We start from the raw sequence: 15062 nt of genomic DNA on the forward strand, positions 1-15062 counted from the left end.
CGCCCGTGCGCGGAAGGACGGAACCACCCGGAGGCCGTGGTCCCCTTCCCGCCGGGCGGCCGCAGTGGCAAGCTCAGGTGGCGTGACCCGAGTTCGCGCGGCCGACGCCGCGCCCTGCCCGGCGTGCGGGTCCCCGGTCGCCGACGACCCGCGCTTCACCTCCTGGTGCCCCTCCTGCGAGTGGAACCTCGACCCCTCCCCCGCGCCCGCCCCGGCCGCCTCCGCCCGCGAACGGCGGCGCACCGACCGCCGCCGGCGCAAGGAGGAGGCAGCCCGCCGCACCGTGCGGGGCCGGGTCGAGCGGGTCTACACGGCGGTCGCCGCCGACCGCCCGGCCGTCCGCGACCCGGCCTGGCTCGGCGCCAACGCCCTCGCCGGCGCCGTCCACCTCACCACCCTCGCCCTGGCCGTCTGCGCCGCCGGCCTGCTGATCGCGGCCCCCACCCGGCCCCTGCGGGTGCTCGGACTGTTCGCCGCCGCGCTCGTCCTCTCGCTCCGCCCACGACTCGGACGGCTGCCGCGCAACACCGCCCGGCTGTACCGCGGTGACGCCCCCGGGCTGTTCGCCCTGACCGACCGGGTGGCACGGGCCCTCGGCGGCAGGCCGGTGGACGTCGTGCTGGTCACCGAGGACTTCAACGCGGGATTCGGACGGATCGGCCTGCGGCGGCGCCACGTGCTGTGGCTCGGCCTCCCGCTGTGGGCGGTGCTGGACCCAGGGCAGCGGCTGGCCCTGCTCGGCCACGAGCTCGGGCACCAGGTCAACGCCGACAGCCGCCGCGGACTGTGGCTGCGGTCCGCGCTCGCCGCCCTCGACGAGTGGGAGGAGCTGACCCGGCCCGCCCTGTACCGGCAGTCCTTCGGCACCTTCGTGGAGCTGGCGGCCTCGGCGCTCCTGCAACTGCTGCTACGCCCGGTCAACCTCGTGGCCCGGGCGCTGCTGGAACTGCTCGACCGGCTCACGCTGCGCACCGGCCAGGCCGCCGAGTACCGCGCCGACCGGCTCGCCGCAGACCTCGCCGGCACCGGGGCGAGCCTCGGGCTGCTGCGGACCCTGATGCTCCGGCGGACGGTCGACACCACCCTGCTGCGGATGCGGGCCGACCGGGCCCGGCGGGGCCGCCGCGCCGGGACCGGCCCGGCACCCGCCGCCGGACCGTGGGAGGAGCTCTCGGCCCGGCTCACCGACGTGCCGGCGCTGGAACGCGAACGGCTGCTGAGGCTCTCCGCCCGCGAATTCGGCACCGTCGACCGCTCGCACCCGCCGACCCACCTGAGGCTCGCCATGCTCGAAGCCCGGCCGCCCGCAGCCGGTCGGCTCCGGGCCGACTCGGCGGACTGGCCCGCGATCGACGCCGAACTCGCTCCCGCCGCCCGACGGGTCGCGGCCGACCTCGAGATCGGCCGCTGACCACCGGCCGCGCCGCTGCCGACCCGCCGTCCCGAACCCGCCCCCGACACGACACCCGGGGCCCGGGCCCGCCGACACCTCGGCCGGGAAGGTCCGGCCGTCAGCGGCTCACCGTGCGGGGCGCGGGTAGCGGCGGCCGGCGCGCATCGCCGCGCGGACCTCGGCCGCGCGGCGGGCCTGCTCCTCGGGTTCGAGGCGGCGGCCGGCGGGTTCCTCGTCCGGGGCCACGTCGATGACGGTGTTGTTGGGCCGGCACCACGGGCACACTCTGGACTCGTCCGGCAGCCAGCCGTCCTCGCAGCCGAGCGGGCAGGTCGGCGCGGCCACCAGGTCGAGGGCGATGTCGTCGGCCCGCTGCAGCAGCTCCGGCGCGGTCAGCTGCGCGTACCGCTCCCACCAGCGGCGCTCCATGCGGTCCCGCAACCGGGTGGCCGGCGTGCCCTCGGCGAGTTGCCGGGCGATGTCCTGGCGCACGGTGTGCGGCAGGCCGCCCCGCTGGTCGAGGGCTCGCATCAGCGGGCCCGGCACGGCGGCCGCGGCCCACACGGCCGGATCCTGGCCGCGGGCCGGGAAGGCGCTGCTCATGGCTGTCCTCCGGCGTCGGTCGGTTCGGTCCCAGTGAATCCCGCCGGGGCTGCGCAGCGCAACGTCGCCCTCACAGGTGCACCCGGGCCGCGCGGGAGCAGCTCCAGGGGGGTGTCGCCGCTGCCGATCACCCCCGAACCGCCACGTCGGCCCACGGAGCACACCGGACGACGGCGTACCGGGGCCGCGGGGCGACGGGGACGCGGCTCCGCCCGGCGTGTGGACGCCGCGCCGCGCCCACCCCGGCGGGAAGGAGCATGCAGGAGTGGACAGGCGGACGATCGGCGCACGACGCCCCGGCCCGCGCCCTCGCCGTGCACCGCGCGCCGCAGCAGCGAGGGCGGTCGAACGGGGCCGGGGCACGAACGGAGTTGGTCAGGGGCGGGGACCTGCCGGTCCGCCGGACCGGACGGCGTGCCCGTGCGTAGCGGGCGGCGCCCGGTGGGCAGGCTCCGGGCGACAACCGCCGCCGGACCCGCTGGAGAACCCGCCCGTGACCCCGCTCCTCCCCGCCCCCGCGCCCGCCGTCCACGCAGAAGCCCTGATCCGCGACGACCGGGGGCAGGTCCTGCTCGTCCGCGCGGGCGACGGCGGCACCTGGGTGCTGCCCGGCGGCCCGGTCGCGGACGAGGAACCCGCGCTCGCGCTCCTGCGCGTCCTCGCGGAGCGGTTCGGCGGATCCGCCGAAACCGGCCGGCTGCTGGCCGTGGACACCGAGTCACCGGCGGCGGGTCGGCGCACCCGTCTGGTGTTCCTCCACGCCGTGCATGCCGTCGACGGCACCGTCGACGGCGACGGGTGGGTGCTGCCGAGCACCGCCGCGTTCCGCCCCGAGCACGAGGCCGTGGCGCTGCTCGCGCCACCGGCGGCACGGCGGCTAGCGGCCGCGGTCGACGCCCAGCGCGGGGCGCACACCGCGGTGCTGCGCGACGGCCACCGGACGCCGATGGGGCCGCGCGACCACTACGCCCAGCTGCCGGCGCCGATGGCGGCGGCCACCGCGCTGGTCACCGACACCTCCGGGCGGGTGCTCGTCCTGCACCCCGGCTACAAGGACCACCTGGAGCTCCCGGGCGGGATGGTCGAGGCGCACGAGGACCCGGGGCAGGCCGCCGCACGGGAGCTGATGGAGGAGCTGTCCCTCGACGTGCCCGTCGGACGGCTGCTGGTGGTGGACACCACGCCGGCCTCCGCGACCAGGCACGGCCGGGCGCTGGCCTGCTTCGTCTTCGACACCGCGCCGCTGACACCGGAGCAGGCCGAGGGGCTGGTCTTCGCCGACGGGGAGATCAGGGCGGCGAGCTGGCTGCCTCCGGAGGAGGCCGTCCGACGGCTGCTGCCCTTCCTCGGGGCCCGGGTGTCCGCCGCCCTGCAGGCGCGCGAGGCCGGCACCGTCGTCCATCTGGAGGCCGGGCGTCCGGCCCGCCGGGCCTGAGCCCGTGCGGCCGGGCCCGGCGGGCCGCAGGTGGTGTGCCGGGTCGGGTCAGCCGCGGGCGGGGGCGAGCGGGAGGCGGGCGCGGAAGACGGTGGTGCCCGGGGCGGGGGCGAGGGTGAGGTCGCCGCCGTGGTGGCGGGCGATGTCGCGGGCTATCGGCAGACCGAGTCCGGCGCCGCCGTGGTCGCGGCTGCGGGCGTCGTCGAGCCGGGTGAACCGTTCGAAGATCCGCTCGCGGTCCTCGGGTGCGACCTCGGGGCCGTCGTTGGCGACCTCCAGGACGGCGTACCCGGCGCCGTCCTCGCGGTGGACGCGGACGGTGACGTCCCGGTCGGCGTGCCGCTGCGCGTTGTCGAGCAGGTTGGTCAGCAGCCGGCCGAGCCACAGCCTGCTGCCGACCACCGCGACGCCGTCCGGCAGGTCGAGGCCTACGGGGTGCGGGTCACCGGCCCGGGTCCGCACGGTGCCCGCCACCAGTTCGGCGAGGTCGACCGGATCGAGGGGGTCGAAGGAGTCGGCGGCGCGCTCGGGCCCGGCGGAGTCGAGCCGGGCCAGCAGCAGCAGGTCGGTGGCGAGGGCCTGCAGCCGGTCGGTGTCCTCCAGGGCGCCTTCGAGCAGGGTGGTGCGCACCTCGGGATCGGGGTGGGCCAGCGCGACCTCCAGCTGGGTGCGCAGCACGGCCAGCGGGCTGCGCAGCTCGTGCGAGGCGTCCGCGATGAAGCGGCGCTGGCGTGCGCCGGCGGCCTCCAGCCGCGCCAGCATGGCGTTCATGGTGCCCGCCAGCCGGGCGATCTCGTCGTCGGCGGCCGGCACGGGGACCCGGAGGTCCAGGTGCCGGTCGCCGATGGCGGCGACGCCCGCGCGGATCGCCTCCACCGGGGCGAGCGCGCGGCCGGTGGTGCGCCAGGTGAGGACCCCGACGGTGAGCAGCAGCAGCGGGCAGAGGACGAGGAGTGCCCCGGCGGCGACGTGCTGGGCGGTGTCGACGGTGCGCAGCGAGGAGCCGACGTGCACGATGACCGGGCCGGACGGGGTGGTGGCGGTGATGGTGGCGACCCGCTGCCGGTGCTCCTCGCCGAACGGCCGCAGGTCGAAGGTGGTGTGGCCGTCGGGACCGCCGACGGGGGTGACGGCCGGGCGGCCCGCCAGGTTCTGGCTGGCGGCCAGCACCCGGCCGTTCTCGTCGACGACCTGGACGAAGTCGGTGCCGTGGTCGAGCGGGAGCAGCGGGGTGAGCCGGGCGTCCGCGGCCAGCCGGGCGACGGCGACGGCCTGTTCGCGGGCGCCGCTCTCGACGCTGCGTTCGAGGTTGGCGTGCAGCAGGCCGAGGAGTGCGGTGGAGGCCACGAGCAGGGCGGCGCCGACGGTGGTGCAGGCGGCGAGGGTGGTCCGGGCGCGCACCGAACGCGGGGCGAGGCGCGCCACCAGGCGGCCGGCCCGGCCGCGGAGGCGCTTGCGGAGGCGGGGGCGGGGGCGGGTGAGGCCGACCGCCGGTCCGGCGGACTGCGGCACCTGCGTGGGCGGCACCGGGGTGTGCGGCACACGGGACTGCGGCACCGGGGTGTGCGGTACCGGGGGCATGGGCTCAGCCACCGTCGGCCGCCAGTCGGTAGCCGGCGCCCCGCACGGTCTGCAGGGCGCCCCGCCCGAACGGGGTGTCGATCTTGCGGCGCAGGGCGCTGATGTGGACCTCGACGATGTTCGGATCGCCGTCCGGTCCGGACTCCCAGACCTCGTCGAGGATCTCCCGTTTGGTCACCACCTCGCCGGCCCGCCGGGCGAGGTGGTCGAGGACGGCGAACTCGCGGGCGGTGAGCCGGACGGGGGTGCCGGCCCGGGTGCAGGTGCGTCCGGCGGCGTCGACCACCAGGTCGCCGAGGACGGTCGCGCGGGGTGCCCGGCTGCCGATGCGCCGGGCGAGGGCCCGCAGCCGGGCGACCAGGACGACGTAGGAGAACGGCTTGGACAGGAAGTCGTCGGCGCCGGTGTCCAGCGCCTCGGCCTCGTCCCACTCGCCGTCCTTGGCGGTCAGCATGAGGATGCCCGCGTCGTGGCCGGCGGCGCGCAGCAGCGAGCAGACCCGGTAGCCGTTGAGGCCGGGCAGCATGATGTCCAGCACGATCACGTCGTAGGGCTGCTCGGCGGCGCGGGCGAGGCCGGTGACGCCGTCGTGGGCGACGTCCACCGTGAAGCCCTCGGCCGTCAGGCCGTGCCGCAGCGCCGCGGCCAGCCGCCGTTCGTCCTCCACCACCAGTACCCGCATGCGCTACAGGGTGACAGGTGGTCCCGGCGGCTCCCTGAAGGGGTCTTCAGGTTCTTCAGCGGCGCTTCAGGAACGGTGCCGCATGCTGGCCGCCGCCGTACCGGCCGGGCGAGGGCCCGCGGGGTGCGGCGACACCGTGCGGAGACGAGCGATGAGGAGAGGCGGCCGATGAGCGAGCCTGTGGGTCCGGCGGAGCCGGGTACGGAGACCGGCAAGGTGCCGGGGGCGGTCGGTCCGGGCGGTCGGCGGACGACCGTCGGGCGGTGGGTGCGCGGGCGGACGGCCCGCTGGGTCGGGGTCGGTGCGGCCGTGGTCGTGCTGGGTGGTGTCGCGGCGGTCGCCGTCCACCACGTGGAGGAGCACCACGGCTCCCGGGTCGCCTTCCGGGAAGGCGAGCCCGTCGGGCCCGTCGGTGGCAAGCAGCGAATCGTCCGTGGTGAGGACGGGCGGCGGATCGTGATCGAGCAGCGGACGGCGGGCCGCCCGGCGGTGGGCGACCCGGCGGAGGCCGGCCCGTCGGACGGCAGGGCGATACCGCACCTCGCCCCCGCACCGCTGCCCGAGCTCGCCGCGGGCGACGCGGTGGCGAAGGCCGCCGCGGCCGTGCCCGGCGGCAAGGTCGAGTCGCTGCGCCCGGCCGACCGGCAGGGCGGCGGCCGCAGCTGGCAGGCGGTGGTGGTCGGCACGGACGGTGTCCGGCACCTGGTCACCGTGGACGGCACCAGCGGCGCCGTGACCGGCAACTCCGTGGTGGACGGGCCGACCGGCTGACCTGCGGTCGCACCGCCCGTCCGGGCCCGGTGCGGCCCCCCGGAGGGGGCTGCCGCACCGGGCCCGTCGTGTCCGGCCCGTCGTCGTACCGGCCCGTCGCCTCGCCGTGCGGTCAGCCGCGGAAGGCCGCCGACCGCTCGGGCGAGGCCTCGGACAGGGCCTTCTCCACCTGCGCCACGCCGCCGCGGAGCCCGTACACCGGGGTGCCGGGCTGCTGGCGCCAGGACTCGTCGATGGTGCCGGCGTCCACGGTGTCGAAGCCGAGCTCGTCGATGAGGGCGCGGACCAGTTCCTTGGCCGCCGGGTCGTCGCCGGCCACCGGCAGGGCGATGCGCTCCGGGTCGCCCTGGGGGCGCGGCGCGTCCAGCAGGTCCTGGGCGTAGGTGCCGTTGAACGCCTTGACGACGGGGTGGCCGAGCTGTCCGCTCGTCCAGCGGCTCTCCGTCAGCCCGTCCTCGATCCCGGCGATCCGGCCGTCCCGCTGCTGCGGGTAGTAGTTGCCGGTGTCGATCACCACGAAGCCGTCGGCGGCGCCGTCGAACAACCCGGCCGGCAGGTCCGGCACGCGCTTCAGCGGGACGGTCACCACGACCACCTGCGCGCCGAGCGCGGCCTCCGTCGCCGCGACGGGAGTCGCCCCCGTCTCCTCGGCGAGCGCCGTCAACGACTGCGGGCCGCGCGAGTTGGCCACCCGCACCTCGTGGCCGAGGGCCGTGAGCCGACGGGTGAGGTTGCCGCCGATGTTCCCGGCCCCGATGATGCCGATCTTCATAACACCCTCCTCGGTACGCCGACGGCCCTGCGGCCGCCCGTGGTACCCGAACCGGCCGAATCCCCGTGCTATTTCCGGGAACCGCCGCCCAGCCGGGAATTCACCCGGTGGAGTGATGTTCTGACGACCGCTCAGCCATGGGGCCGGCCGCCGTCAGCAGGGCAGCGGGGCGAAGCCGCCGGTTTCCCGGTCGTGCGCCTCGACCGTGCCGGAGGCGATGTCGTAGACCCAGCCGTGCAGGGTCAGCGCCCGCCGGTCCAGCGCCTCGGCGACGACCGGGTGGGTGCGCAGCCGGTCGAGCTGGGCGACGACGTTGGCCCGCACCACGGCGGCCACCCGGTCCTCGACCGGGGCGTCCGCGGCGCCGGGGTCCGCCTCGGCGGCGACGCCCGCACCGTGCCGCAGCCAGGCGGCGGCCGACGGCAGGCGGTCGAGGCCCTCTCCGGTGACGAGCGCGGTCATCGCCCCGCAGCCGGAGTGCCCGCAGACCACGACGTCGCTCACGCCCAGGACGCCGACCGCGTACTCGATGCTGGCGGCGATCCCGTCCGCGCCGGCCGGGTGCGGGGGCACCAGGTTGCCGGCCGTCCGGACGACGAAGAGCTCCCCGGGCTCGCTCTGGGTGATCAGCTCGGGCACCACCCGGCTGTCCGAGCATCCGACGAAGAGCGTGCCGGGCCGGTGCCGGACGGCCAGGTCCGCGAAGAGCGCGGCCCGCGGGGGAAAGGCCTCGCGGCGGAAGCGCCGCAGCCCGTCGGTGATCTGCTGCATGGCGTCGACTCTGCCCGACCAGCGGGTATAGCGTCCAAGACGGAGATTCCATGGCTCCCATCAACTGCATCTATGATCGGGCCATGGAACTGCGCCACCTGCGCTACCTGCTCGCCGTGGCGGAGCACGGGAGCTTCACCAGGGCCGCCGAGGCCCTGCACCTCTCCCAGCCGACGCTCTCGCACCAGGTCCGGCAGCTCGAACGGTCGCTCGGCGTGGAGCTGCTCGACCGCACCGGCCGGCGGGTGCGGCCCACCGACGCCGGCGAGGCGTACCTGCGGCACGCCCGGCTGGCCTTGCGCGAACTCGCGACCGCCGAACGCGCGGTGCAGGACGTGCAGGACCTGTCGCGCGGCACGTTGCGGCTGGCCACCACGCCGACCTTCAGCGCCTACCTGACCGGGCCGCTGGTCGCGGCCTTCCACGCCGCGCACCCGGGGATCGTCCTGGACGTCCGGGAGGTCCCGCAGGACCGGATCGAGGTCGAGCTCGCCGAGGACGCGCTCGACCTGGGCATCGCCTTCGGCGGCACCCACCGTCCGGGGATCGCCGCGCAGCCGCTCTTCCCGGAGGGCCTGGTGCTGGCCGTCGGCCCGTCCCATCCGCTCGCCGGGCGGCGGGAGCCGCTGCCCGCGGCCGAGCTGGCCGGGCATCCGCTCGCCCTGCTCAGCGGCGGTTTCGCCACCCGGCGTCACCTGGACGCCTACGCCGCCGAGAACGGCCTCGCGCTGGCGGCCGCGGTGGAGGCGGCCTCGATCGCGGTGATCGCCGACCTGGTCGCCGCGGGCGCCCTGGCCAGCGTGCTGCCGGACCGGGCCGTCCGACAGTACCCGGACCTCTCCGAGGTGCCCACCGATCCGCCGCTGCCCACCCGTACGGTCGTGCTGCTCCACCGCGAGAGCGCCTACCGCAGCGCCGCGCTCCGCGCCTTCACCGCGGCCGCGCTCGCCCACGTCCCGAGCGGCGGCGACCCGGCCGGCTGACGCGGCGGGTCCGCGGCACGCATGATCGGGCCGGGCCGGGGCAGCCGGAGCGGTGCACAGTCCGTCACCGTGAGGGGAGAACGCGCATGCTCGCCGTCGTCCTGGTCCTGCTGCTCGCGCTACTGCTGTTCGGCCTGGGGTTCGCGCTCAAGGCACTGTGGTGGATCGCCGTGATCGTCCTGGCCGTGTGGCTGGTCGGCTTCGTCGCCCGCGGCACCACGGCAGGCGGTTCGCGGGCCCGCTGGTACCGCTGGTAGTCCCGTCCGCCCGTCACCCGGGCCGGTCGCCGAGGAGTCGGCGACCGGCCCGGTGCCGTGCGTGCGGCCGGTCAGGGTGCGGCCGGTCAGGGTGCGGGCCGGGACGGCGTCAGCAGACCTGGATGCCGATCAGACAGGTGTCGTCGTCGGTGTCGGCGCTGCTGTGGGTGAGCAGGTGGTCGAGGTGGCGCTCCAGCGGCGCCTGGTCCCGGGCGTCCCGGGCCGCGCCGAAGGCCCGCTCGGTGAGCGCGACCAGGCCGTCGAGCGACTCCTGCAGGGTGCGGTCCTTCCGCTCGATCAGACCGTCGGTGTACATCATGAGGGTGTCGCCGGCCTCCAGTTGGAGGGTGCCCTCCTCGTAGTCCGCGTCTGCGAGCGCACCGAGCAGGATGCCGCCGAGCGGCGGGACGGTCTCGGCGCGGCCGCGCCGCAGCAGCACCGGCGGCAGGTGCCCGGCGCGGGCCCAGCTCAGGGTGCGGTCGGCGGGGTCGTAGAGCGCACAGACGGCGGTGGCCGTGACGTGGTCGGTCAGGTGGTGCGTCACGTTGTTGAGCCAGCCCAGCAGTTGGGCCGGACCGGAGCCTGTCGCGGCCAGGCCGCGCAGCGCGTTGCGCAGGGCGACCATGCCGGTGGCGGCCTCGATGCCGTGCCCGGCGACGTCGCCGACGCAGAGCAGGATCCGCTTGCTGGGCAGCGTGACGGCGTCGTACCAGTCGCCGCCGACCATGTGGTCCTTCTCGGCGGGGCGGTAGCGGACGGCGATCCGCAGCCCGGTGAGGTCGAGCGGGCCGCGGCCCACCGGCATGATGGCGTGCTGGAGTTGCAGCGCCAGCCGGTTGCGGGCGGCGGCCTGCTCCTCGGTGTGGGCCAGCTGCTCGCGGGTGGCGGCGAGGGCGACCTCCGTCCAGTGCTGGGCGGAGACGTCCTGGTAGGCGCCGCGGACGGCGGCGAGCCGCGACCACTGGTCCAGCACGGGCTCGGCGACGATCCGGATGTGCCGGACGACGCCGTCGGGCCGGTTGAGCCGGAAGGCGGTGTCGGCCGGCCGGCGGTGGTGCAGCAGGGTGCGCACGAAGCGGCCGATGGCGTGCCGGTCGTCGGGGTGGCAGTGGGCGGCGAGTTGGTCGAGGGTCACCGGTGGCGCCGTCGGCGGCAGCCCGTACAGGTCGAAGACGGTCTCGTTCCAGGTGGCCGCGCCCGTCCGCAGGTCCTCCTCGAACCCGCCGATCCGGCCGAGGCGCTGGGCGTGCTGGAGCAGGCTGGCGACGCGGCTGGACTCGTCCCGGGTGCGCCACACGCAGACCACGTGGTCGCCGTGGCGGCTGAGCGCGGCCTCGGCGGTGATGGTGAGCGGGACGTCGTCGATCAGCGCGGCCAGGCCGAGGTTCGCCGAGCGGTACGGCTCGCCGGTGGCGTGGACGTGCTCGACGAGCTGGAAGAGGCCGCCGGGCTCCGCGCTGAGCGGGTACGCCTCCAGCAGGGTGGCGCCGGCGACCGCGGCGGCCGGGCGGCCCGCGAAGTCGACGAAGCGGGTGTTCACGTGGCTGATCAGGAAGTCGGCGACGGCGCCGCGGTCGTCGAGCAGCGGCTTGAGCAGCAGACCGGGATCGTGCAGGCCGTCGACCAGGTCGAGCAGTTCCCGCAGGCGGGCGTCGGCGGCCGGGATCAGCGCGCCGGGCTGGATCTCCGGCGCCGACTCCAGGGCGCGGGCGCAGAGCTCCGCCAGCGCCTCGAACTGGCGTAGCACGGCCGGGGGTTGCTCGGCGGTGCGGGCGGCCCAGCAGATCTCCAGGACGCAGGTGAGCCGGCCGCCGATGCCGGCCGGCACGGCGATCCGGGTGCCGGTGAGCTGGCGGCGGCCGATGCCGGGCGGGCCGGAGGCGACCGAGTCGAACCGGACGAGGTCGCGGGCGGTGAGCGCGGAGCGCGCCGGGGTGGGGACGCCGGGCGGGACGTAGTGCCAGCGGGCGGCCTCCTCGGCGGTGAACCCGGCCGAGCCGGCGAGCCGGAGCGAACCGTCCGGCTGGGCCTCCCAGATGACCGCGGCACCGGCGTCCAGCGGGGCGAGGGCGTGGTCGAGCACGGAGCGCGCGACCGTGTGGATGTCGTCGGCGGCCATGGCGGCCGCCTCGGCGGTGCGCAGCCGCAGCGCCGGGGAGACCGGCTCGGCGGGTGCGGACCGGTCGCCGCCGTGCGGGGCGGGTCCACCGGCGGCGACGAACTCCCGCGCGGTGTCGGTGATGCCGTCCTGCGCGGCCTGGTTGATGATGTCGGCGGCCAGCTCCAGCACGGTGACGTTCGCCCGCTCGGCGAGTGCGGCGAGCTGCGCCTCGGCCTCCGCCGGACCGCAGGTGAGCTGCCCGATCAGGATGCCCTTGGCCAGCTCGATCAGCGCGCGTCCGTCGGCGGCGGCCTGGGCCTCGCGGACCTCCCGGCGCAGCCGTTCGACGGTGGAGGCGAGCCTGCCGAGGACGCCCGGCACCGGGCCGTCCGTCCGGCGCGGCCCGGGCACGGGCAGCTCGGCGGCCTCGGCGGTGTCCGGTGGTACCTCGGCGCTCTCCGCAGGGGCCTCGGCGCTCTCCGCAGGGGCCTCGGCCGGGAGTTCGCCGGACGCAGGGAGGTCGGTGCTCATGCCGGGACCTCCGCGACGCCGCTGCCGAGGCTGCGCCGGATGCAGGCGACCAGGTCGCGGGCGTCGACCGGCTTGGTGACGTAGTCGGTGGCGCCGGAGGCGATGCTCTTCTCCCGGTCGCCCGGCATCGCCTTGGCGGTGACCGCGATGATCGGCAGGTCGGCGTGGGCGGGCATGGCGCGGATCGCCGTGGTGGCGGTGTAGCCGTCCATCTCCGGCATCATCACGTCCATCAGGATGAGGTCGACGCCGGGGTGCCGGGTGAGCGTGTCGATGCCCGCGCGCCCGTTCTCGGCCTGCAGCACCGTCATGCCGTGCAGTTCGAGGATGCCGGTGATGGCGTACAGGTTGCGGTCGTCGTCGTCGACGACGAGCACCGTCCGCCCGGCGAGCGTGCCGTCCACGTCCTGGGCGACGGGGCCGGCGGTCTCCTCGCCGCGGACCAGCGGCAGGACGTCGCCGGGGCGGTCGGCGCTCAGGTGCAGGGTGATGCGTTCGCGGAGTTCGTCCAGGCTGGAGAGCATGTCGACCGGCGGCTGGGCGGACCGGGCGGCGAGCGTCTCCTCGTGGCCCCCGGTGCGGCGGCCGCTGTGCGCGAGGACGGGCACGCCGTGCAGGGCGGGGTCGCGGCCCATCGAGTCGAGGAAGGCCGCGGCGGCGCCGTCCGGGAGGTCGAGGTCCAGCACGACGCAGTGGAAGGCCTGGTCGGCGAGCAGGGCGGCGGCCTCCTGGGCGCCGGCGGCCGCGACGATCTCGACCGGCCCGCGCGGGTCGCCGGGGTCGGCGTGCGCGGCCAGGTCGGCGGCGGCGCTCTCGGCGACCATGGAGAGCAGACCGCGCGGCCGCTCCTCGATGACCAGCAGCCGCTTGCGCAGCACGGGCGCCGGGGCGGCGGGGGCGGTCCGTTCCTGCGGGCCGGCGGGCTGTGCCTGGTCCGCCGGGCGCGGCTCGACGGCGTCGGGGTGCTCGGTGGGGAGGTACAGGGTGAAGGTGCTGCCGCGGCCCTGGGTGCTCTCGGCGGTGATGGCGCCGCCGAGCAGGTAGGCGATCTCGCGGCTGATGGAGAGTCCGAGGCCGGTGCCGCCGTACTTGCGGCTGGTGGTGCCGTCGGCCTGCTGGAAGGCGCCGAAGACGCTGTCGAGGTGCTGCGGGGCGATGCCGATGCCGGTGTCGGTGACGTGGAAGGCCACCACCGGGCCGCCGTGCCGGGCCAGGCCCGGGACGGCCTCCGCGGCGGCGGGTTCGATCCGCAGCTCGATGCCGCCGCGCTCGGTGAACTTGACGGCGTTGGAGAGCAGGTTGCGCAGCACCTGGCGCAGCCGGTAGTCGTCGGTGAGCAGGGTGGCGGGCACGCCGGCCGCGGTGGTGATCCGGAAGTCCAGGCTCTTCTGGCCGGTGAGCGGCCGGAAGGTGGCCTCCACGTACTCCAGCAGCTTGGTGAGCGGGATGCGCTCGGGGCTGATGTCCATCTTGCCGGCCTCGACCTTGGAGAGGTCGAGGATGTCGTTGATGAGCTGGAGCAGGTCGGAGCCGGCGGAGTGGATGATGCCCGCGTACTCGACCTGCTTGGCCGTCAGGTTCCGGGTGGGGTTCTGGGCGAGCAGCTGGGCGAGGATGAGCAGGCTGTTGAGCGGGGTGCGCAGCTCGTGGCTCATGTTGGCGAGGAACTCGGACTTGTACTTGGAGGCCAGCGAGAGCTGGTGGGCGCGGTCCTCCAGCTCCTGGCGGGCCTGCTCGATCTCCAGGTTCTTGGTCTCGATGTCGCGGTTCTGCGCGGCCAGCAGGGCGGCCTTCTCCTCGAGTTCGGCGTTGGAGGACTGCAGCTCCTCCTGCCGGGACTGGAGTTCGCGGGAGCGGGTCTGGAGTTCGGCGGTCAGCCGCTGGGACTCGCCGAGCAGTTCGTCGGTGCGGGCGTTGGCGAGGATGGTGTTGACGTTGACGCCGATGGTCTCCATCAGCTGGTCGAGCAGGCCGCGGTGGACGGCGGTGAAGCCGTGCACGGTGGCGAGTTCGATGGCGCCGAGCACCTGGTCCTCGGCCAGGATCGGGAAGACCACGAGCTCCAGCGGGGTGGTGCTGCCGAGACCCGAGGAGACGGTGACGTAGTCGCCGGGCAGTCGGTCGACCACGATCATGCGCTTGCTGCGGGCGGCCTGGCCGACGAAGGACTCGCCGAGGCGGAAGCGGGCGGGGGCCTGTCCGGGCCGGTGCGCGTAGGAGCCGACCAGGGCCAGTTCGGTGCCCTCGGGGGTGTCCTCGGCGAGGTAGAACGCGCCGTACTGGGCGCCGACCAGCGGGGTGAGCTCGTCCATCACGACCTCGGCGACCACGGCGAGGTCGCGGCGGCCCTGCATCAGGCCGGAGATGCGGGCCAGGTTGGTCTTCAGCCAGTCCTGTTCCTCGTTGGCCCGGGTGGTCTCGCGCAGCGACTCCACCATGAAGTTGATGTTGTCCTTGAGGTCGGCGACCTCGCCGGAGGCGTCGACGGTGATCGACCGGGTCAGGTCGCCGGCCGCCACCGCGCTGGCCACCTCGGCGATCGCCCGGACCTGCCGGGTGAGGTTCCCGGCGAGGCCGTTGACGTTCTCGGTGAGGCGCTTCCAGGTGCCGGAGACGCCCTCGACCTCGGCCTGGCCGCCGAGGGTGCCCTCGGTGCCCACCTCCCGGGCCACCCGGGTGACCTCGGCGGCGAACGCGGAGAGCTGGTCGACCATGGTGTTGATGGTGGTCTTGAGCTCCAGGATCTCGCCGCGGGCGTCGACGTCGATCTTGCGCGTCAGGTCGCCCTTCGCCACCGCGGTGGTGACCTGGGCGATGTTGCGGACCTGGCTGGTCAGGTTGTGCGCCATGAAGTTGACGTTGTCGGTGAGGTCCTTCCAGGTGCCGGCGACGTTCGGCACCCGGGCCTGCCCGCCGAGGGTGCCCTCGGTGCCGACCTCGCGCGCCACCCGGGTCACCTCGTCCGCGAACGCGGAGAGCGTGTCCACCATGGTGTTGATCACGCCGGCCAGCGCCGCGACCTCGCCCTTCGCCTCGACGGTGATCTTCTGGCTGAGGTCGCCGCGGGCGACGGCGGTCGCGACCTGGGCGATCGAACGGACCTGCCCGGTCAGGTTGGACGCCATCACGTTGACGTTGTCCGTGAGGTCCTTCCAGGTGCCGGAGGCTCCGCGGACGGTGGC

Annotated in this window: 12 protein-coding genes; 5 read left to right on the forward strand and 7 right to left on the reverse strand. The window is 75.7% G+C overall.

Annotated elements, in window-relative coordinates; translation table 11 throughout:
* Positions 1 to 82: 82 nt before the first annotated feature.
* A complete protein-coding gene (locus AB0442_RS17355; RefSeq protein WP_366163701.1) occupies positions 83 to 1411 on the forward strand; it encodes a M48 family metallopeptidase in 1329 nt (442 codons plus the stop codon).
* A 108-nt stretch (positions 1412 to 1519) separates the two neighbouring features.
* Here AB0442_RS17355 and AB0442_RS17360 read toward each other — a convergent pair whose 3' ends face one another.
* The gene (locus AB0442_RS17360) at positions 1520 to 1996 is read right to left on the reverse strand and encodes a hypothetical protein (protein WP_344622411.1); all 477 of its coding nucleotides are present in this window, start codon (positions 1994 to 1996) and stop codon (positions 1520 to 1522) included.
* Positions 1997 to 2489: 493 nt separating this feature from the next.
* Between AB0442_RS17360 and AB0442_RS17365 the strand changes: the two genes are divergently transcribed.
* Positions 2490 to 3431, forward strand: a complete 942-nt coding sequence (locus tag AB0442_RS17365; protein WP_366163703.1) for an NUDIX domain-containing protein — start codon at positions 2490 to 2492, stop codon at positions 3429 to 3431.
* A 48-nt stretch (positions 3432 to 3479) separates the two neighbouring features.
* Here AB0442_RS17365 and AB0442_RS17370 read toward each other — a convergent pair whose 3' ends face one another.
* Together AB0442_RS17370 and AB0442_RS17375 are read right to left on the reverse strand one after the other, a co-directional pair.
* Positions 3480 to 5012, reverse strand: a complete 1533-nt coding sequence (locus AB0442_RS17370; RefSeq protein ID WP_366163704.1) for a HAMP domain-containing sensor histidine kinase — start codon at positions 5010 to 5012, stop codon at positions 3480 to 3482.
* Between the two features lie 4 nt (positions 5013 to 5016).
* The gene (locus AB0442_RS17375; RefSeq protein ID WP_366163706.1) at positions 5017 to 5694 is read right to left on the reverse strand and encodes a response regulator transcription factor; all 678 of its coding nucleotides are present in this window, start codon (positions 5692 to 5694) and stop codon (positions 5017 to 5019) included.
* Positions 5695 to 5862: 168 nt separating this feature from the next.
* On the opposite strand from AB0442_RS17375, the gene AB0442_RS17380 reads away from it, so the two are divergent.
* On the forward strand, positions 5863 to 6465 hold the full coding sequence (locus tag AB0442_RS17380; RefSeq protein ID WP_366163708.1) for a hypothetical protein: 603 nt from the start codon (positions 5863 to 5865) through the stop codon (positions 6463 to 6465).
* Between the two features lie 112 nt (positions 6466 to 6577).
* Here AB0442_RS17380 and AB0442_RS17385 read toward each other — a convergent pair whose 3' ends face one another.
* A complete protein-coding gene (locus AB0442_RS17385; RefSeq protein WP_366163726.1) occupies positions 6578 to 7372 on the reverse strand; it encodes an NAD(P)-binding domain-containing protein in 795 nt (264 codons plus the stop codon).
* An 18-nt stretch (positions 7373 to 7390) separates the two neighbouring features.
* On the reverse strand, positions 7391 to 8008 hold the full coding sequence (locus AB0442_RS17390; protein WP_366163710.1) for a carbonic anhydrase: 618 nt from the start codon (positions 8006 to 8008) through the stop codon (positions 7391 to 7393).
* A gap of 83 nt (positions 8009 to 8091) precedes the next feature.
* Between AB0442_RS17390 and cynR the strand changes: the two genes are divergently transcribed.
* Positions 8092 to 8991: a transcriptional regulator CynR gene (gene cynR, locus AB0442_RS17395; RefSeq protein ID WP_366163712.1), complete on the forward strand. Its 900-nt coding sequence runs from the start codon at positions 8092 to 8094 to the stop codon at positions 8989 to 8991.
* 86 nt (positions 8992 to 9077) lie between these two features.
* Positions 9078 to 9248, forward strand: coding sequence for a hydrophobic protein (locus AB0442_RS17400; RefSeq protein WP_366163714.1), 171 nt, complete (start codon positions 9078 to 9080; stop codon positions 9246 to 9248).
* Positions 9249 to 9357: 109 nt separating this feature from the next.
* Here the strand turns inward: AB0442_RS17400 and AB0442_RS17405 are convergent, their stop codons facing one another.
* Together AB0442_RS17405 and AB0442_RS17410 are read right to left on the reverse strand one after the other, a co-directional pair.
* Positions 9358 to 11880 carry a SpoIIE family protein phosphatase gene (locus AB0442_RS17405; RefSeq protein ID WP_366163716.1) on the reverse strand — a complete coding sequence of 841 codons (2523 nt, stop codon included), beginning with the start codon at positions 11878 to 11880 and terminating at the stop codon, positions 9358 to 9360.
* Positions 11877 to 15062 (reverse strand): HAMP domain-containing protein (locus AB0442_RS17410; protein ID WP_366163718.1); only part of this gene is annotated, 3186 nt, incomplete at its 5' end. The genes AB0442_RS17405 and AB0442_RS17410, both read right to left, overlap by 4 nt.

Source organism: Kitasatospora sp. NPDC085895 (assembly GCF_040702125.1).
GTDB lineage: Bacteria > Actinomycetota > Actinomycetes > Streptomycetales > Streptomycetaceae > Kitasatospora > Kitasatospora arboriphila.

Bases quoted from the DNA above. Each gene is read 5' to 3' on its own strand.
- AB0442_RS17360 (WP_344622411.1), bottom strand. From the start codon at position 1,996: ATGAGCAGCGCCTTCCCGGCCCGCGGCCAGGATCCGGCCGTGTGGGCC.
- AB0442_RS17380 (WP_366163708.1), top strand. From the start codon at position 5,863: ATGAGCGAGCCTGTGGGTCCGGCGGAGCCGGGTACGGAGACCGGCAAG.
- AB0442_RS17405 (WP_366163716.1), bottom strand. From the start codon at position 11,880: ATGAGCACCGACCTCCCTGCGTCCGGCGAACTCCCGGCCGAGGCCCCT.
- AB0442_RS17390 (WP_366163710.1), bottom strand. From the start codon at position 8,008: ATGCAGCAGATCACCGACGGGCTGCGGCGCTTCCGCCGCGAGGCCTTT.
- AB0442_RS17370 (WP_366163704.1), bottom strand. From the start codon at position 5,012: ATGCCCCCGGTACCGCACACCCCGGTGCCGCAGTCCCGTGTGCCGCAC.
- cynR (WP_366163712.1), top strand. From the start codon at position 8,092: ATGGAACTGCGCCACCTGCGCTACCTGCTCGCCGTGGCGGAGCACGGG.
- AB0442_RS17400 (WP_366163714.1), top strand. From the start codon at position 9,078: ATGCTCGCCGTCGTCCTGGTCCTGCTGCTCGCGCTACTGCTGTTCGGC.
- AB0442_RS17375 (WP_366163706.1), bottom strand. From the start codon at position 5,694: ATGCGGGTACTGGTGGTGGAGGACGAACGGCGGCTGGCCGCGGCGCTG.